Raw genomic sequence first — 17,905 nt, forward strand, 5'->3', positions numbered from 1 at the left:
ACGTCGCCGATGACCATAGGCGCGCCGAGGTGTGCCGGTCAGGGAAACACGTGCAGCCCGACGGACCGCGCCGATGCACGTCACGCGCGGTGCCGCGCCTGTTCCCGCGACTGGTCGGGGCCACGGCCTGCGAGAATGCACGGCTGTGACACGCTTGGGCTTCCTGTTGGACAGCGGTGCGTGCATCGGCTGCCATGCATGCACCGTCGCGTGCAAGAGCGAGCACGACGTCCCGCTGGGCGTCAACCGGACTTGGGTCAACTACCTGGAGACCGGAACGTTCCCGCAGACCGAGCGGCACTTCACCGTGATGCGCTGCAACCACTGCGACGACGCGCCCTGCATTGCCATCTGCCCGACCGGCGCGCTCTTTCGAGCCTCGAACGGCGTGGTGGACTTCGACGACTCGCGCTGCATCGGCTGCAAGGGCTGCATGAACGCCTGCCCCTACGACGCGCTCTACATCTCGCCGGCCACCGGCACGGCGCACAAGTGCAACTTCTGCCAGCACCGGCTCGCGGTGGGGCTTGAGCCGTCGTGCGTGTCGGTGTGCCCGACGCGGGCCATCACGGTGGTGGACCACGACGATCCTCGCGACGTGGTCGCCGAGCGCATCCGCAACGAGGACTTGCCCGTGCGTTCTCCCGGACGACGCACGCTGCCCAAGGTGTACTACGCCGGAACCGTGCCTGAAGCCTTGGATCCGCTGGCCCGGCCCATAGCCGATGACGGGCTGATCTGGGCGGACTGGGCTCACCGCACATCGCGACCGCCTGATCGCGCCGCCCAGGTTCGCTCCAGTGGCACTGCGCCTGCGGCGCGTACCGCGTACACGGTTTCCCACGCCGAGCCGTGGGGTGCCAAGGTCGCCGGCTACTTCGTCACCAAGGGCGTAGCTGCAGGAGTGATGCTGTGGGCTATCGGCGCCACGCTCGCCGGTTGGGACGACCGCGCCGCGGTGGCCGTCGGACCGGCGGCGATCGCGCTGGCAGCGCTAGCGGTCACCGGCGTGTTGCTGATCGCGGATCTGAAGCGGCCCGAGCGATTCTGGTTCCTGTTCACGAAAGGACGCCTGCGCAGCTGGATCACCGCCGGCTCGTGGGTCATCCTGGCTGACGGGTTGTTCGTGCTGTTGTGGGGCATCGCGGGCCTGTGGGGCAGCGCGACGTGGTTCGTAGTGCTCATCGGCCCCACGGCACTGTTGTCGGTGGCCACCGCCGCGTACACGGCGCTGCTGTTGCGGCAGTGTCGCGGCCGGGTGATGTGGGCGGATCGCTCGGTGCTCGCACTTGCGGGCCGGCTGATCGGCGAGGCGGTGCTCGGCGGCGGCTCGGTCTGGGGCGCGTATGTGGCCGTGAAGGCCGACGCCTGGGCGATCATGTGGACGCCGGTGCTGGCGGCGGGAGTGCTGGCGTGGCTGTGGCGGCACGACCGCCGCTTCCTGCGTGAGGCCCAAGCGGTGCCGCTGTCGTGAGCGGATCGCGCGAACTCGGTGCCGATCCTGCAGCGGCCGACGCCGACGCCACAGCCGCTGCGACCGATGCCGTGGCCGCCGATGCCAGCGGTGCGGCCGCCGCGAATATGCCGCCGAGGCTTGGCGCCTCGGTCCCTCACGAGCACTGGCATCGCTGGACCGAGCTGGATGCAGCCGCTTGGCCCCGTCGCGTGGAGCGGAACTACACGCTGGTGCCCACTACCTGCTTCAACTGCGAGGCGGCGTGCGGACTCGTCGCCTACATCGACCGCGACACCGACGAGGTGGTCCGCTTCGAGGGCAACCCCGAGCATCCGGCCTCGCGAGGTCGCAACTGCGCCAAAGGGCCGGCCACGATCAACCAAGTACACGACACCGAGCGCATCTTGTATCCGCTGCGCCGAACGGGCGAACGAGGCGGCGGCGGCTGGGAGCGGGTCAGTTGGGACGAGGCGCTGAGCGAGATCGCGGCCCGTATCCGGGCGGCCATCGTGGAGGACCGGCGTGACGAGATCATGTACCACGTGGGCCGTCCGGGCGAGGACGGCTACACCGAGCGGGTGCTGACGGCCTGGGGCATCGACGGGCACAACAGCCACACCAACGTCTGCTCTTCGAGTGCCCGGGTGGGCTACACGACTTGGATGGGCCACGACCGGCCCTCGTCGGATTTCGCCAACGCCGAGGTCATCTTCTTGATCTCCAGCCATCTGGAGGCTGGGCACTACTTCAACCCGCACGCGCAGCGCATCATCGAGGCCCAGCAGCGGGGCGCAACGGTGATCTGTGTGGATCCGCGGCTGTCGAACACCGGCGCCAAGGCCGATCACTGGCTGCCAGCGTGGCCCGGCACCGAACCGGTTCTGCTGCTCAGCCTCGCACATCTGCTGCTCGTGGCCGACACCTGGGACCGTGCGTTCGTTCATCGCTGGACGAACTGGGAGACGTACTTGGCGCAGACCCGGCCCGACCTGCCGCCGGTGTTCGAATCGGTCGAAGTGGCGCTGCGCGACGCGTATGCGCAGTACACGCCGGAACGGGCGGCGCAGCTGTGCGGGGTGGATGCGAACGAGCTGCGAGTGATCGCCGCCGAGATCGGCGGAGCGCTGGGACGGTTCGCGTCGCACAACTGGCGCGCCGCCGGGGCGGGCAATCTCGGCGGCTGGCAGACCGCACGGTGCTTGTTCCTGTTGAACGTGCTCACCGGGTCGGTGGGCACCGTGGGTGGCACCACGGGCGCAGGCTGGCACAAGCTGAAGCCGGCGCCGCCGCTGCGGCCGCCGCCGGTGGAGCGCTGGAACGAGCTGTCGTGGCCGCGCGAGTACCCGCTCAGCCACCACGAGATGTCGATTCTGCTGCCGCACTTCCTGCGCGAGGGCAGGGGCAAGCTGGACACCTACTTCACCCGTGTGTACAACCCGGTGTGGACGAACCCCGACGGGTTCAGCTGGCTGGAGGCACTGCGCGATCCGCAGCGGGTGGGCTGCCACGTGGCGCTCACCCCGACCTGGTCGGAGACTGCTTGGTTCGCCGACTACGTGCTGCCGATGGGTGTGGGCTCGGAGCGCCACGACTTGGCGTCGTTCGAGACGCACGCCGGCCAATGGCTGGGCTTCCGTCAGCCGGTGATGCGCCGTTATGCCGAGCTGCAGGGCTCGCAGCTGGGGCCCGAATCACGCACGCATGAGTTCAACCCGGGCGAGGTGTGGGAGGAGAACGAGTTCTGGATCGACCTGTCCTGGCGGATCGATCCAGACGGCGCGCTGGGCATCCGAAAGTGGTTCGAGAGTCCGGCTCGGCCTGGCGAGCCGATCAGCGTCGACGAGTACTACGGCACGATCTTCGCCGAGGAGGTTCCGGGCCTCGCCGACGATGCCGCCGCTGCGGGCCAGACACCGCTGGAGTTCATGCGCGACCGCGGCGCCTACGCTGTCCGAGGTGATGCCTACGGCCACCACGAACGGGAGGTGCAGCCCTCGCAGCTCGCCGGCGCTGTGCTGGGAGACGACGCCGTCTACCGTCCGCTGCGCGACTCGGTCCGCGGCGCCGACCGTGTGCTGCCGCCGCTCGGTGACGGCTCGGTGGCGGTGCAGGTGGCCGGCGCAGCGCGTCAGGGCTTCCCGACGCCGTCGCGCAAGCTGGAGCTGTACTCCACGACGCTGGCCGAGTGGGGCTGGCCCGAGCATGCCACGCCGGGTTGGATTCCCAGCCATGTCCACTGGGAGCAGCTGGACTTGGCGGGTGATGAGCGCATTCTGGTGCCGACGTTCCGCATACCCACGCTGATCCACACCAGGTCTGCCAACTCCAAATGGCTGGCGGAGATCAGCCATCGTCATCCGCTGTGGGTTCACCCCTCGGATGCCGAAGCGCTCGGCATCGAGGTGGGAGGTCTGGTGCGGGTGAGCACCCGTATCGGCCACTTCGTCATCTCGGCTTGGCGCACCGAAGGCATCCGCCCCGGGGTGGTGGCGGCGTCGCACCACATGGGCCGTTGGCGGCTCGACCCTGCGTCGGAGGGGCGTGCGGCTCGTGGTGCTCGCTCTGACACGGACAACCGCAGCACGCCGCCGAGGTCGTGGGCCGGCGGCCCCGCGGAGATCGAGCAGGACGGCTCGGCATGGCGGCTGCGCCGCACCGGCCCGATGGCGCCGTTTGCGTCGGGCGATCCCGATTCTGAGCGGGTGTGGTGGAACGACACCGGTGTACACCAGAACCTGACGTTCTCGGTGCAGCCCGATCCGGTGTCGGGCATGCAGTGCTGGCACCAGCGGGTGCGTGTGGGTCCGGCATCGCCCGAGGACCGGTACGGGGACGTGGTGGTCGATACCGAACGTGCCCGGGCTGCCTATGAGGAGTGGCTGGCAATGACGCGCCCGGCCCCTGGCCCTGGCGGACTGCGCCGCCCCATGTGGCTGACACGCCCGATGAAGCCGCACGCCGACGCCTACCGCATCAGCCCCTGAAGCCGCAAGCACCGCGCGCAGAGGCGAGACGCGCAAGATTCCGCCCATCGCCTCAGCAGACCGACTTGTGCTGTCGATCCCACATGTGGTACACCATGCTCAAGGGACGACAGGAGGATCCGGCGTCTGAACCTAAGCGACGTACCGCTGCCGTTACGAACTGCAACGGCAGGCACGCTGGAGGAGCATGGCGATTGTCTTTCCCGGCAGTCGGGCTGGCCTCCCAGATGTTCATTACTCGACAGTAGCTCGGTTGCCGTGCGCTGTTTTGGTACCACGGTGACTGGTGCACAGCCGTTACATGTATCACGTTGAGCAATTTGGGGCAATTTGTGCTTGGGGTCCCGGGTATAGTTCTATATTGATTTCCGAATATGCTCAGATGAGTGACGGCTGCCGAGTGACTTGGCGGTCCGAGCGAACATGGATGCGCTCGGATAATCGTGCCGATATTGAGCCAACCTATATCTTGGCACGTGCATGCATCTATGTGATCGATGAGCGCACCATTTTCGGCTATTTTCACGCAGCCTTGACAGCGCTTGAAGAATTAGGGCATCCGATACTGCCTGCGTCGCTCTATTTGGCACCTTTTGAGGTTGACATGAGTTCGTGTTTGGCTCAGGATATCGCAAGCGCCGCACAGCAGTCCGTCCGCGGTTATACCAATCGTCATGGGGATACAGCATCTCAGCGTACACCTATGGTAACTGAACTGGGTGTCATTGTCGACTATAAGGAAATTGAACACGACCTCGAATTCCGCGATTACGTCCAGTTAGAAGACCGTGATCGACCTATAGTATGGTATGCTGAGCGAAGTACTGGTGCTGAGTTTCGGGGCTTGGACAGGCCATTAGGTCTCGGGCCTAGTTGTGAAATTGTCCGCACAGGCGTATATTGCACGGATGAAGATGATGAGCCAACCATGCTATATTTCGAGCGCGTCGTGGAGGCGTTGAACAAGCGCAACATTTTTGTCAACTTGGTCTCGGTATATTGTGCTCCATTTCGTGTGAGGTTTGCACCTGCCCTCCGTCAAGCGCTGCCACGAGCAGTTGACGGCATGTTGCAGGAATACTACATGGCTCGGTCGCGCGGCTATTTGTACTGACCTGATGTGGTGGACGGCGGTGACATCCGTGTTCGTCATTTCGTAAAGTTTACAAGATGATTCAGGCTCGAGAAATTGGCGCAATATGCGAGATTGAAGCTGTCGGCAGTTCTTACAGCGTGACCGAGTTTATCGTCCTAGAGGACCATAGTTGTGTCCGATGGAAGTCGGATCGAGGTTGGAGTTCGTCAGCTTACCGCTTTGATATATCCCCCGCGCATGCAATCACGGCTACATGTATGATGGTACTTCATGACAACGACGAAACTCCGATCAGCTATATTGCTTGTCTGGCTCGCCGATTGCGCGACATAGGTACAAACGTGGACCCAGCTTCGGCCTATGCCGCGCCATTCAGAATTGAATTCGGGCCAAGACTGGTAGAGCTACTGCCGAGAGCCTCAAAGATGGTACTTGATAGACGCATGGACATGATCGTTGATGACCGAGCTATACCACCTGAAGCTCTGCGATCGAGCAGCGGTGTAGGTCGTGAGGTCACAAGACTCGGTGCCATATGCGACGTCGACTGCAATCGGCACAGCTCTCCAATTCGTGAGTACATCGATTTTGCAGACGGCGAACGACTCGTGTGGCGTTCGGAGAAGGAGTGGAGAACCGGTGCCGACATCCCGCTGATGGAGTCGGGCCATAAGATTGCGCGGCTCTGCATGTACGTTCTCAGTGAGGGTGACACCGTGTACTTCTATTTCGCGTCCATCATCAAGCGCTTGCATGAGTTAGGTATCGCTGTAGACCCGCTGTCCCTGTACATTGCTCCCATCAACGTTGAGTACGGTCCGCGACTGAGCAAGCTGATGGCGGAGGCAGGCCAGGCAGCTTTCGCTCACTGGTCTCCGTAAACTGTTCGCAGACGCTGACTTTTCTAGGGTGGCTCGGCCCCCTTGTGCGGTTCGCATTGCGTAATGAAGTAGAGGCGATAGGCATCGACGTTCAATGCACGAGATCAAGCGAGTTGGCGCGGTCTGCGATTGGGGACCCAGCTTCAACTCCATCGTCATCACAGAATATGTGGAACTCGTTGGCGGTAGACGCATCGTTTGGCGATCGTCACGTGCATGGATGAGGTCCGGGAAATGTGACGGTATCGGACCCACATATTCGCTGGCACGAGCATGTGTGCATGCCATTGCCGAATCGGGCGAATTCGAATATTTTCATGCAATTGTGACGGGCCTTGCACGCCTCAACATACGAGTCACATTGGCATCGCTGTACATGGCGCCGTTCGTCATTGATATGAGTTCACGGCTACGCGGTGTCATCGTGCTCGCAGCGCAAGAATCTGCGAAAGTGCAGCAGATTGCGAACAAATCAGACGAGGTCACGCCCGCTTATGAGATTGCGGAAATCGGAATTGTAGCGGAACTATTCCCGTCGCCAGACGATCTGCAGATTCTAGAATACGTCACTCTTGTCGCACCACACACGAGTGTGGTATGGAAATCAGACCGAGGCTGGAAACTCAGTGCACGTCGGGCTGAACCCGGTGTGATTATTGGGCCCGTGTGTGAGTTGGCACGCGAAGGAATCAATCTTACTGAAGAAGATGACGAACCAACTCTACTCTATCTTGAATGCATTTCACGAGTGTTCGAGCAGGCTGGAGTACACGTTGATCCTGCTTCGCTCTATCGGGCTCCGTACCGATTCTCGATCGGAGGCCGGATGCAAAGAGTGCTATCGGATGAGGTCGACGACATGTTGACTCAATACGAGATAGCCAAACTATGGTGCAAAGACGGTTTTGATTTCACCGAGCAGCTGTTAGACACCGAGTACCTGCACTTACGGTGAGATAGAGTGCGGCAGCTTCGTCAGCCCCAGGCACGGGTGATGGCGCGGGGAAGCTCTTCTACCCACTGGATGAGATCGTGGCCGCAAACCCGTTCGACCCAATGGTGCGGTGATTTGGCGAAGTGCAGCCACGCTGCCCAGGCTTCGGTCGCCTGGTGGAAGCCGCCCTCCAGAGTGCCTGCGCACAGATGCACGAACGGCGCCTCGGTAGCGTTCCAGTTCATCCGTTCGTTGGGCGGCATGCCGGTGGAGTACGCCATGGCGTGCCCGAACTTGTCGCGATGCATGTGGCCGACGGCAAGCGCGTGCCCGCCGCCGTCTGACGCGCCGAACACTGCTCGCCGGCTGCGCTCGTCGGACACGTTGAACTGCTGCTCGGCCCAGACTGCGAGTTCGTCGACGAAGAAGCGCTGGTGGCGGTCGAAACGGTCGTCGTCGAAGCCGGGCAGGTACTCCATTGCCCGGTCATTTCCGTAGCCAGCCATCGGCGCGGCGTGAGCTGCGACGACGACACAGCGGGGCACTGTCTCGCGGCTGATGCCGGCGTCGATGCGGCGGATGTACGGCCCGATCATGTTGCCGTCGGTGGCGTACAGCACTGGCAGCTGTTCTGCGGGCGAATGCCTCGGCGGCAGGTACACGGTGACGTTGCGCTTGGTGCGCAGCGCGGTACTGTCGAGCGTGTGCTTGGCGCTGGTGCCACGCAGCTCGTGGTCACGGTGTGACGGCAGCTCCTCGGGTGCTGCGGGACCGCGGAAGCGGTGCGGCACCGCGCCGCGTCGACCGTCGAGCAGACCGCCGCCGGCATCGAGCGGCCAGAAGCCGTAGCCGATGACGGCCTCGGGGAGACGCTCGATGCGCACGCTGAGCGCCCACAGGTCGCCACCGCCGACGCGCCACATCGGCAGTTCGATGACCGGCCCCGGCAGAAGCCCCGCCGCGTCGCTGCGGCAAGCCAGCGTGAGTTCGTCGCCGTTGGCCCAACCGCACGAGGCTTGGGCACCGAGGTGTTCGGCGAGCCATGCCTCGCTGGGGTCTCGCCAGATGCGGCACATGCGCTGTCCCGCAGGCAGGCCGTCTTGGTCGGCACGCTCACGAGCGAGTTCCCGATTGCGCTTGTCGATCTCAGACTGCCGCTGAGCCACAGACGGCAAGCCCAAGCGAGCACGAGCGGCATCGTCGACGCTGCCGTCCATCGGCGCCAGCACCAGATCGCCCAAGTGCGACGTGACGACCGTCCCGAACTGCTGAGGCCGCCCGCTCAGCAGGCTCATCTTGTCGGCGCACTCAGCGAACACGACGCCAGCGCCCGCAACACCGTCACGGTGGGCGCGCGCCGCCAACTCACCTGCTTGCGCGAACGCCTGCGGGCCGCCGTGGACGCTCAACGCCCGCGCTGCCCGCAGCGCAGGCGCCCCGCGGGCGTACTGCAGCGCCGGTGTCCGCGCCAGGAGCTGCACGAGCGTTGTTGCCTCGGCAGGGTCGGCGGCCTCGATGCGGGACAGCAGGTCGCTCAGCTCGTGCGCTTCATGCCGGCTCGGGCCCTGCTGGCTGCGAGTGGCCGGGCCGTTGCCATTCATGTCGTCGTTGCCGTCCACGCTGTCCTCTGCCTCGACCGATGCGGTGAACGCCGCCTCGTCGTGGGTCATCCAGCGACGCTACTGTCGGCACTGTCAGCGCTGCCGGTCCGAACCTGGTGAACACCTGGCACGGACGCCCGGCACGAGTACACAGAGCGAACTTGAGGAGGCTCGGTGAGCGAAGAACCCTTGGTCCTGACCGAACAACGCGGCTACGTGAGAGTGCTCACGCTGAACCGCCCTGATGCGATGAATGCGTTCAACATGGCGTTGTCGGAGGCGCTCGGCGACGCGCTGGACGCGCTCGACGCCGACCCCGACACCCGCGTCGGCGTGATCACCGGCGCGGGACGAGGGTTCAGCGCAGGCATGGACCTCAAGGCATTCGTCAGCGGCGGCGGGCTCGGCGGCATGCCGAACCCTGCCGGACGCGGTTTCGGCGGCATCGTCGAACGCAGCGCAGCCAAACCGCTCATCGCCGCAGTGGAGCGATTCGCTCTGGCGGGCGGGCTGGAGGTGGCGCTGTCGTGTGACCTGATCGTGGCCTCGGAGGGCACGCAGCTGGGCATTCCCGAGGTCGGCGTCGGCCTGTTCGCGGGCGCGGGTGCGCTGCTGCGGCTGCCGCGTCAGCTGCCTTACAGCCTGGCCATGGAGATGGCATTGACCGCCGAGCCGATCACCGCCGAAGTGGCCCATCAGCACGGCATGGTGAATCGGGTCTGCGCCAAGGGCGAAGCGGTCAATGTCGCGGTGGAGCTCGGCGAACGCATCGCCCGCAATGCGCCCAAGGGCGTGCGGGCCTCCAAGGCGCTGATCCGCAACGTGCTCGGCGTGTCCGAAGACGACTTCTGGCAGTATCAGCAGCCGGCGCTGGAGGAGGTGTTCGCGTCTGCTGACGCCATCGAGGGCGCGACGGCGTTCGCCGAGCGTCGCGATCCGAACTGGCAGGATCGCTGAGCCGCTGGGCCCACCGCCGCGACGTACCTCGCGGCGCCGACTACGACCAGCGCTGGGCGCGCAAGGCGGCACGCGGGGAGTCGATCCACGGCGAAGCGGACCTCGTCGCGTCGCTGGTGCGGCCCGGCGGCAGCGTGCTCGACGCGGGATGCGGCACCGGACGGGTGGCCATCGAGCTGGCTCGGCGCGGCTACGAAGTTGTGGGCGTCGACGCGGACCGCACGATGCTCGACCACGCGCGGAACAAGGCGCCAGAGTTGTCTTGGCTGCACGGCGACCTGGCGAGCATCGTGGTGGCGGGCGAGACCGGCGAGCGCCGCTGCTTCGATGCCGCCATCGCGGCCGGCAACGTGATGATCTTCCTGGAGCCAGGCACCGAAGCCGCCGTGGTGGCCAATCTCGCAGCGCACCTGCGACCGGGCGGCGCGCTCGTTGCGGGCTTTCAGCTCAGCGACGGCTACCTGCAGTTGCACATCTTCGACGCGCTGGCTGAGCGCCACGGCTTGACGCTCGAATCCCGCTGGGCGACATGGGAGGGTGCGGCCTATGCGGGCGGCGACTACGCGGTGTCGGTTCACCGCAAGCTCACCGCCGGTTGACCGAGTTTGCCTGATTGAGCCGGCCGGATTGGGCTTGTCTGCGTCGGGCAGTCACCGCCGCTGGTTGACTCGGCCGGGCTGGCTCGATCCGGTCGGCTCAGCCGGGCTGGGTTCAGTCGGTGGGCAGTCGGGCGAGCAGTTCGATCTTGCGCTCTTCGTACTCGTCGAAGCTGATCTCGTCGTTGTCGAACTGCGTCTGCACTTCTTCGACGAGGCGAATCAGATCTGCGGCGGAGAGTTCCTCGTCGAGGTTGCCGTCGAGCACGGCGCCCGAGTCTTGGGGTGTCGGCGTCTCGGCCACGAGCGGACCGCTCTCGGGGATCTTGCCCATGCGCTTGGCGCGCTTCGCCTCGGCTTTCGCCTTCTTGGCCCGATCCCTCTGCAGTTTCTCAAATGTCGTGCGACCAGCAGCCATAACGCTCACCTTTCTTTTCGTAACCTTGTCGGGACAGGCCTCATGGGGCCAGGAGACTGCGGAGCTGCACGGACTCGGTTGCCGACCAGCGGGCTGAGCCTTGACGCCGAGCCGCCTTTGGCCTCGCTCGGCCTCGAAGTGCCCCCGGCCGTGGGAGCGGCCGTCGGTACTCAAGCCGCCGGAGCGGCCAACCCGCCGACCCGGCAGCCCGGGAAGCGCAGTCCAAGCCAGAGGCTATCGGCGGACTGCAGGCGTCAGACAGTGCACCGCGCCGGCCACGTGTGGTCTGCATAGGCCGCGCGCAGAGCCTTCTTGTCGATCTTGCCGGTGCCGGTCAATGGGATTTCCGCGATGACCACGACATCGTCGGGCAGCCACCACGATGCGACCCGGGGCCGGATCGCATCCAGCACCGAGTCGGCGTCGAGCGCCGCGCCCGGCGCGAGTTCCACGATGAGCAGCGGCCGCTCTCCCCAGCGCTCGTGTGGCAGGCCGATGACCGCGGCAGCCGCCACACCGGGCGCTTCGACGGCTGCATTCTCCAGATCGATGGAGCTGATCCACTCGCCGCCGCTCTTGATGACGTCCTTCGTCCGATCGGTGAGGGTCAAGCAGCCCTCACCGTCGAGGGTGCCCACATCGCCGGTTCGCAGCCAGCCGCCCTCCGCCGGCGCAGTGTGAGAATCCGCCAGCGCTGCGGCGTCGGTGAGGGCGCCGTGGTAGTAGGCGCCGCACATCCACGGGCCGCGTGCCTGTATCTCGCCGATGCTGCGACCGTCGCGAGGAAGCTCCGCGCCGTCCTCGCCCACCGCCCGCAGCTCGACACCGAACAGCTCGCGTCCTGCGGCGGCTTGGCGAGCCCGCTGGGTGTCGCGGTCGGCTCGTTCGATGCGATGCGTCAAGCGTCCCGACGTGCCTTGGGTCATCTCGGTCATGCCCCACACGTGGCTGACGGCGACGCCGTAGTCGTCCTCGAGCGTGTCGATGAGCTTGCGGGGCGCAGCCGAACCGCCGACAGCCACCTTCCTCAGCGACGACACCGTGCGACCCGACGCCTGCAGGTAGCTCACGACGCCCATCCAGATGGTCGGCACGCCCGCCGAGAACGTGACCTCCTCAGCCTCGATGAGATCGACGAGCGCTTCGGGACTGAGGTCCGGGCCCGGCAGCACGAGCTTGGCGCCGCTCATCGCGGCGGCGAAGGGCAGCGCCCAGCCGTTCACATGGAACATCGGCACTGCGCCCAGCACGCACTGCCCGGAATGGACGTCATGGCCGTCTCCGGTGCAGCAGGCCCATGTCTGCAACACGATCGAGCGGTGGCTCTGCAGCACTCCCTTGGGGTTGCCGGTGGTGCCCGAGGTGTAGCACAGCGTCGCCGCCGCGCGTTCGTCGAACTCGCGCCACTCGGCGGGCCCAGTCGCCGCAGCGATCCACTCCTCGTAGTCGATCTCGCCCGGCAAGCCGGCCGATGCGTCGGTGCGGCCGAGCACCACCCAGCGTCGCACCGTCGGCGTGTTGGGCGCGAGCCGGACTGCGAGTTCGACGAAGGACGGATCCACCAGCACCACCGTGTCGGCGGCATCGTTCAGGATGAACTCCAGCTGGCGGTCGTGCAGCCGCGGGTTGACGGTGTGCAGCACCGCGCCGATGCCGGTGATGCCGTAGTAGGCCTCAAGATGGCGGTGGTCGTTCCACGCGATGGTGGCGACGCGGTCACCCGGCACGATGCCGTCCGCGGCCAGCGCCGCGGACACCGAACGGGCACGGGCGCCTATCTGCCCCCACGTGCTGCGCGTGGAACGCCCCGCTGAGTCCACTGCGACGACATCGGTGCTTGCGTGGCTTCGGGCCGCGTAGTCGATCAGCGCCGACACCAGCAGCGGCCGGTCCATGGTGTCGCCGACCAGAACCGGCTGCGCGCGTGCTGTGGTCATCTGTCGCTGTGGCGCGCAGCGCAGCCGCTGGTGCTGTGGGTCATCGCAGCAGGCGGAAGAAGGCGCGCACGTCGTCGACGAACAGCTCAGGCTGCTCGAACGCGGCGAAGTGACCGCCTGCGGGCATGTCGGTCCAGTGGCGGATGTCGGAGTAGACGGGCTCGGCCCACGCTCGCACTGGCGGGATGATCTCGGCGGGGAACTTGGCGATGCCGGTGGGCACGTCCACGGTCATGGCCGGGAGTTTTCGGAAGCTCTCCCAGTAGAGCCGGCCCGATGAGGCGGCAGCTGCGTTCAGCCAGTAGAGCATGATGTTGTCGAGCATCTCGTCGCGGCTCAGCGCATGCTCCGGATGGCCGTTGCAGTCGGTCCACGCCCAGAACTTCTCCAGAATCCATGCCGCTTGGCCGGCGGGAGAGTCGGTGAGGCCGTAGCCCAAGGTCTGGGGCCGGGTGGACTGTTGCTTGGAGTAGCCGGAATCCCAGTCGCTGTAGTGCTTCGCTGCAGCCAGGGCTGCTTGCTCCTCGGCGTTGGGCTCGCGGTCGGTAGGGCGATTGCCGCGCATCACCATGTTCAGGTGGATGCCCACGCAGCGGTCGGGGTGGCGGCTGCCGAGCGCCGTGGTGACCGCCGAGCCCCAGTCGCCGCCCTGGGCGCCGAAGCGCTCGTAGCCCAGTCCCGTCATGAGGCGGGCCCAGCAGTCGGCGATGTTCTCGACACCCCAGCCCCGCTCGACGGGCTTGCCGCTGAAGCCGTAGCCGGGCAGCGACGGGCAGATCACATCGAAGGCGTCGGATGCGGCGCCTCCGTGGGCGGCCGGGTCGGCCAAGGGTTCGATCACCTTGTGGAACTCCACGACTGAGCCGGGCCAGCCGTGGGTGATGAGGATGGGCAGCGCGTCGGGCTCGCCGGAGCGGGCGTGGATGAAGTGGATGTCCATGCCGTCCACATCTGCGATGTACTGGTCGAAGCGGTTGAGCGCCGCCTCACGCGCCCGCCAGTCATAGGCGTTGGCCCAGTAGTCGCAGACCTCCTGGACGTAGGCCAGCGGCACGCCTTGGGACCAGTCGTCTACCAGTTCTCGCTCGGGCCAGCGCGTTCGGGTCAGCCGATCCCGCAGGTCAGCCAACTCCTCGTCCGGCACGTCAATCCGAAACGGCGACACTCGCATGCCACGACCGTAGCCCATACGCGTCACCGAACACCGCGAAGGCGGCGCCGTTGGGCGTGGCCGCGTACTCTTCGCACGCCCGCACGCACGAGCGTGAAGCGAGTCTGAGCGGGTGATCGTAGGTCTCCGAACCAGCGGCGGTGCGCAAGGCGTCTATACGGTCGGTCAATATAGACAATGCGCTATGGTAGGCTTCGGGTTGTGGAAGCTGCGGAGCTGATCCGGCTCGCCCGTCAGCGTCAGGGTTTGAGCCAGGCTGCCTTGGCGGAGCGCGTCGGCACCAGCCAGTCGGTCATCTCCGCCTACGAGCGAGGACGACGCAACCCCACCGTCGACACCTTGCGACGGCTCATCGCTGCGACCGGGGAGCGCTTGGAGATCAGGCTTGCGCGCAAGCAACCCGAGATCGCGCCGCCGGCGAACATCGAAGAGCACGGCGAGCGACTGGTCGAGCTCCTGGGGCTCGCAGACGCCATCGGCAGCCGCCGTCGTGGGCCGCTGAGGTTCCCGCGCTTCGATTCCTCATCCAAGACAGCACCGGAGGCCCCACGCCCGTGACCGGCATGTCGCTGTGAGCAAGCTAAGCCTGTCCGACAAGATCGTGGCCGTCGACGCTGCCTTGGCGGCCTTTCCGCACGCGTTCGGCGGGGCGATCTCGCTCGGCTACCACGCCGAGCCGCGAGGCACCATCGATATCGATGTGAATGTGTTCGTGACAGCCGACCGGGCCGGGCAAGTTCTGGCGTCCCTCGACCGCCTCGGGGTGGAAACCCACGATGTCGTCAGCGCCGCTGAACGAGACGGACAGATCCGGGTCATCTGGGACGGCACACCGATCGACCTGTTCTTCAGCTATCACCCGTTGCACGCTGCTGCTGAGCGGGCGGCAGTCAACGTCCCTTTCGCAGGTCGCACGATCCGCGTCCTCTCGGCCACGCACCTCGCGGTATGCAAGGCGGTCTTCGACCGGCCCAAGGACTGGGTGGACATCGAGGCGATGCTCACGCAGCGCACTCACATCGATGCAGCCGAGGCGCTGCGATGGGTCGGGCGGATCGTGGGCGACGACGACCATCGATACCGCCGTCTGGCCAGCCTGCTCAGCGGTCAGCGGTAGCTTGCGGCTGGCGCGTCGAGCGGGGGAGCGAGCCGATGATCGGACGACCGAGGGCCGCAATACACCGTCTGCCGGAGTACCGACCGGGCCGTTCTGCGGCGCAGGCAGCGGCCGAGCACGACTTGGCCGAGGCGATCAAGCTGGCCTCCAACGAGAACGCCAACGACCCGCTGCCGTCGGTGGTTGCGGCAGTGGCCGAAGCGGCGCTGGGCGTGAACCGCTACCCCGACCATCGCTGCTTGGAGCTGCGAGATGCGCTTGCGCGCCGCCACGGAGTCGAGGCCGGCCAGGTCACGGTGGGCGCCGGCTCGGTCGGCGTGCTGCAGCAGCTATTCGCGGCCTATGTCGATCCTGGCGACGAGGTGGTGTATCCGTGGCGCTCCTTCGAAGTGCATCCGGTGTTCTGCGCCGTCTCGGCAGCGGTGCCCGTTGCGGTGCCGCTGGCCGACCACCGCTTCGATCTCGACGCCGTCGCAGCAGCAGTGACCGAGCGCACCAAGATCGTGGTGCTGTCTACTCCCAACAACCCGACCGGCACTGTCTGCACGACTGCACAGCTGCAGCGTCTGCTGACGGCAGTGCCACAAGACGTGATCGTGGTGATCGACGAGGCATACCGGGAGTTCGTCACCGACCCGGCGGTGGCCGACCCCGTTGAGGCGCTGCTGCCGCAGCACCCCAACGCGCTCGTGCTGCGCACGTTCTCCAAGGCCTACGGGCTGGCCGGCCTGCGCGTCGGCTACGGCGTCGGGCATCCCAGTGTCGTCGCAGCGCTGGACAAGGTGGCGCTGCCGTTCATCGTGAGCGGCATCGCCCAGGCCGCTGCGCTCGCTTCGCTGGAACCCGGCACCGCTGCGGAGATGGCCGAACGGGTGAACGGCATCGTGGCAGAGCGCGAGCGCGTCAGCGCAGCGCTGGCCGAGCTGGGCTGGCCGGCGGTGCCGAGCCAGGCCAACTTCGTGTACCTGCCGGTGGGCGGGCGCGCCATGGATCTCTTCGTCGGCTTGGAACGACAGGGGCTCGTGACGCGGCCTTTCGAAGGCGAAGGCGTGCGGATCAGCCTGGGCACCGCCTCGCAGAACGATCGCGTGCTCGACGCGCTGCAAGCCATCGAGCCGCCGGGCTGAGGCTCTGGGTGTCGAGCGTCAAGCAGCGGCCTCGCTGATGGTCTTCCAGAGCTGATCGAGATGCTCGCGGTCGGTGCGGGACTGACCGACGGCCACTCGGATGATGCTGCGCCCATCTAGCTGGGACGGCGTCAGGTACGCGGTCCCGCTGCCGTTCACCGCCGCCGCGACGGCATCGGTGGCTCGGTCCGCGGCTCGGGCGGCTTCGTCGGTGGCATCGGCGGCGCGGCAGCGGAAACACACCAGCGAGAACGGATGCGGCGCCACGATCTCGAAGCGCGGGTCGTCGCGGAGCCGCTCCGCCAGTTCCTGGGCCATGGCCACGTGGTGGCGCACTAGTTGGCGTATGCCCTGAGCGCCGTAGCTGCGCAGCACCCACCACAGCTTGAGCGCCCGGAAGCGCCGGCCGAGGGGCACCTGCCAGTTGCGGTAGTCGATCACGTTGCCGGCATCGCTGTGCGCGTTGCGCAGATAGGGCGGGTCGATGGACAAGGCTTCGGTCAGCGCGGAGCGTTCGGAGACGTAGAACGCCGAGCAGTCGAAGTTCACCATCATCCACTTGTGGGGATTGAACACGTAGCTGTCGACGAGTTCGACGCCGTCGAGGTGCTCCCTGAACTCCGGACAGATCATCGCCGTTCCTGCGTACGCCGCATCGACGTGGTGCCACAGGCTGTACTGGCCGGCGACTGCGGCGATGGCTCGCACTGGGTCGACGGCCGTGGTGCCGGTGGTGCCGATGGTCGATCCGACGAAGGCCGGCACCAGCCCAGCCGAGGCGTCTGCGGCGACCGCGTCCCGCAACATGTCGGGCCGCATCGCGTGGCGTTCGTCGGTCTCGATCGAGCGGACGTGCCCGAAGCCCGCCACGCCGGCGCCCTTGTACACCGAGCTGTGGGCCTGGGCAGAGGTGTAGGCCACCGTGTGCGCGGCGTGACGGCCGCTGCGCTGTGCCGCACGGTGGCGGGCTGCGACGAGCGCGACATGGGTGGCGTCCGATGCGCTGCCCTGCAGCACGCCGCCGCCGCTCGCCGTGGTCTTCCAGTGTTGCGGCAAGCCCATCAGCTCCACCAGCCAGTCCAGCACGTGGCTCTCCACCTCGGTCACCGCCGGCGAAGCCGACCACAGCAGGCCGATCAGCCCCAGACCGGCCGACACCGTGTCCGCCAGTACCGACGGCGGCGAGCTGTTGGCCGGGAAGTACGCGAACCAGCCCGGGTGCTGCCAATGCGTGACTCCCGGCACGATCACACGGTCGAGATCAGCCAGCAGGTTCTCGAACGGCTCGGGATGCTCCGGGGCTGTATCTGGCAGCAGCGCGCGGATGTCGCCGGGCTGCACCGTCGAGGCGACCGGCAGCGTCTCGACCCGCTCCCAGTAGTCGGCGATCCAGTCGATCACCGCCCGGCCGTGCTCGCGGAACTGCTCGGGCGTCATGTGCTGAGGCGGCGAGGTCAGCGTTGCCGATGGATCGCCCGGGTGGGCCTCATGGTCGCCTCGCTCCACGGCGGCGACGCTACTGCGGACTGTGGGGGTGCGTCTGTGGCTGCCACGCCTCACATGCCGAGCAAGGCAACTGCACGGGCCGCTCGATGGAGCTTCGGCACCGTTAGCGGCGTTGGCTTTCGGC

General features: G+C 66.4%; 15 protein-coding genes. 10 read left to right on the top strand and 5 right to left on the bottom strand.

The annotated features are described in order from the left end of the window. The first annotated feature begins 145 nt into the window (after nt 1–145). The 5 genes from ACOGI4_RS08910 (at nt 146) to ACOGI4_RS08930 (ending at nt 7,372) form a co-directional block, all read left to right on the top strand. Nucleotides 146–1,474 carry a 4Fe-4S dicluster domain-containing protein gene (locus ACOGI4_RS08910; RefSeq protein ID WP_419841321.1) on the top strand — a complete coding sequence of 443 codons (1,329 nt, stop codon included), beginning with the start codon at nt 146–148 and terminating at the stop codon, nt 1,472–1,474. Further along, the gene (locus tag ACOGI4_RS08915) at nt 1,471–4,440 is read left to right on the top strand and encodes a molybdopterin-dependent oxidoreductase (protein ID WP_419841322.1); all 2,970 of its coding nucleotides are present in this window, start codon (nt 1,471–1,473) and stop codon (nt 4,438–4,440) included. Before ACOGI4_RS08910 ends, ACOGI4_RS08915 begins: the two co-directional genes overlap by 4 nt. Nucleotides 4,441–4,801: 361 nt before the next feature. Beyond that, complete coding sequence (locus ACOGI4_RS08920) at nt 4,802–5,554, top strand: hypothetical protein (RefSeq protein ID WP_419841323.1); 753 nt, start codon at nt 4,802–4,804, stop codon at nt 5,552–5,554. A gap of 431 nt (nt 5,555–5,985) precedes the next feature. Continuing rightward, on the top strand, nt 5,986–6,417 hold the full coding sequence (locus ACOGI4_RS08925) for a hypothetical protein (RefSeq protein ID WP_419841324.1): 432 nt from the start codon (nt 5,986–5,988) through the stop codon (nt 6,415–6,417). A gap of 277 nt (nt 6,418–6,694) precedes the next feature. Further along, nucleotides 6,695–7,372: a hypothetical protein gene (locus tag ACOGI4_RS08930; RefSeq protein WP_419841325.1), complete on the top strand. Its 678-nt coding sequence runs from the start codon at nt 6,695–6,697 to the stop codon at nt 7,370–7,372. Between the two features lie 20 nt (nt 7,373–7,392). Here ACOGI4_RS08930 and ACOGI4_RS08935 read toward each other — a convergent pair whose 3' ends face one another. Continuing rightward, on the bottom strand, nt 7,393–9,021 hold the full coding sequence (locus ACOGI4_RS08935; RefSeq protein WP_419841326.1) for an alpha/beta hydrolase: 1,629 nt from the start codon (nt 9,019–9,021) through the stop codon (nt 7,393–7,395). 105 nt (nt 9,022–9,126) lie between these two features. On the opposite strand from ACOGI4_RS08935, the gene ACOGI4_RS08940 reads away from it, so the two are divergent. Both ACOGI4_RS08940 and ACOGI4_RS08945 read left to right on the top strand, forming a co-directional pair. Then, nucleotides 9,127–9,909, top strand: a complete 783-nt coding sequence (locus tag ACOGI4_RS08940) for a crotonase/enoyl-CoA hydratase family protein (protein ID WP_419841327.1) — start codon at nt 9,127–9,129, stop codon at nt 9,907–9,909. Next, a complete protein-coding gene (locus tag ACOGI4_RS08945) occupies nt 9,906–10,508 on the top strand; it encodes a class I SAM-dependent methyltransferase (RefSeq protein WP_419843121.1) in 603 nt (200 codons plus the stop codon). Before ACOGI4_RS08940 ends, ACOGI4_RS08945 begins: the two co-directional genes overlap by 4 nt. A gap of 112 nt (nt 10,509–10,620) precedes the next feature. On the opposite strand, the gene ACOGI4_RS08950 is transcribed toward ACOGI4_RS08945, so the two are convergent. The 3 genes from ACOGI4_RS08950 to ACOGI4_RS08960 all read right to left on the bottom strand — a co-directional run bounded on the left by ACOGI4_RS08950 (nt 10,621) and on the right by ACOGI4_RS08960 (nt 14,031). Continuing rightward, the gene (locus ACOGI4_RS08950) at nt 10,621–10,923 is read right to left on the bottom strand and encodes a hypothetical protein (protein ID WP_419841328.1); all 303 of its coding nucleotides are present in this window, start codon (nt 10,921–10,923) and stop codon (nt 10,621–10,623) included. A gap of 254 nt (nt 10,924–11,177) precedes the next feature. Then, a complete protein-coding gene (locus tag ACOGI4_RS08955) occupies nt 11,178–12,860 on the bottom strand; it encodes a long-chain fatty acid--CoA ligase (protein WP_419841329.1) in 1,683 nt (560 codons plus the stop codon). 40 nt (nt 12,861–12,900) lie between these two features. Beyond that, nucleotides 12,901–14,031: an epoxide hydrolase family protein gene (locus tag ACOGI4_RS08960; RefSeq protein WP_419843122.1), complete on the bottom strand. Its 1,131-nt coding sequence runs from the start codon at nt 14,029–14,031 to the stop codon at nt 12,901–12,903. A gap of 201 nt (nt 14,032–14,232) precedes the next feature. On the opposite strand from ACOGI4_RS08960, the gene ACOGI4_RS08965 reads away from it, so the two are divergent. Genes ACOGI4_RS08965 through hisC form a run of 3 tightly spaced genes read left to right on the top strand, consistent with a single transcriptional unit; the run spans nt 14,233 to nt 16,275 of the window. Beyond that, the gene (locus ACOGI4_RS08965) at nt 14,233–14,589 is read left to right on the top strand and encodes a helix-turn-helix domain-containing protein (RefSeq protein ID WP_419841330.1); all 357 of its coding nucleotides are present in this window, start codon (nt 14,233–14,235) and stop codon (nt 14,587–14,589) included. 13 nt (nt 14,590–14,602) lie between these two features. Then, complete coding sequence (locus ACOGI4_RS08970; protein WP_419841331.1) at nt 14,603–15,148, top strand: hypothetical protein; 546 nt, start codon at nt 14,603–14,605, stop codon at nt 15,146–15,148. Between the two features lie 35 nt (nt 15,149–15,183). Then, nucleotides 15,184–16,275 carry a histidinol-phosphate transaminase gene (hisC, locus tag ACOGI4_RS08975; RefSeq protein ID WP_419841332.1) on the top strand — a complete coding sequence of 364 codons (1,092 nt, stop codon included), beginning with the start codon at nt 15,184–15,186 and terminating at the stop codon, nt 16,273–16,275. Nucleotides 16,276–16,293: 18 nt separating this feature from the next. On the opposite strand, the gene ACOGI4_RS08980 is transcribed toward hisC, so the two are convergent. Then, entirely contained in the window at nt 16,294–17,781 is a 1,488-nt protein-coding gene (locus ACOGI4_RS08980) for a pyridoxal-dependent decarboxylase (protein ID WP_419841333.1), read from the bottom strand. Nucleotides 17,782–17,905 lie beyond the last annotated feature (124 nt).

Origin of the sequence: Candidatus Poriferisodalis sp. (assembly GCF_965205175.1) — a bacterium.
GTDB lineage: Bacteria > Actinomycetota > Acidimicrobiia > Acidimicrobiales > Poriferisodalaceae > Poriferisodalis.

Excerpts from the sequence above, each read along its gene's own strand:
- ACOGI4_RS08925 (WP_419841324.1), top strand. The coding sequence starts at position 5,986 with ATGATCGTTGATGACCGAGCTATACCACCTGAAGCTCTGCGATCGAGC.
- ACOGI4_RS08935 (WP_419841326.1), bottom strand. The coding sequence starts at position 9,021 with ATGACCCACGACGAGGCGGCGTTCACCGCATCGGTCGAGGCAGAGGAC.
- ACOGI4_RS08950 (WP_419841328.1), bottom strand. The coding sequence starts at position 10,923 with ATGGCTGCTGGTCGCACGACATTTGAGAAACTGCAGAGGGATCGGGCC.
- ACOGI4_RS08955 (WP_419841329.1), bottom strand. The coding sequence starts at position 12,860 with ATGACCACAGCACGCGCGCAGCCGGTTCTGGTCGGCGACACCATGGAC.
- ACOGI4_RS08960 (WP_419843122.1), bottom strand. The coding sequence starts at position 14,031 with ATGCGAGTGTCGCCGTTTCGGATTGACGTGCCGGACGAGGAGTTGGCT.
- hisC (WP_419841332.1), top strand. The coding sequence starts at position 15,184 with ATGATCGGACGACCGAGGGCCGCAATACACCGTCTGCCGGAGTACCGA.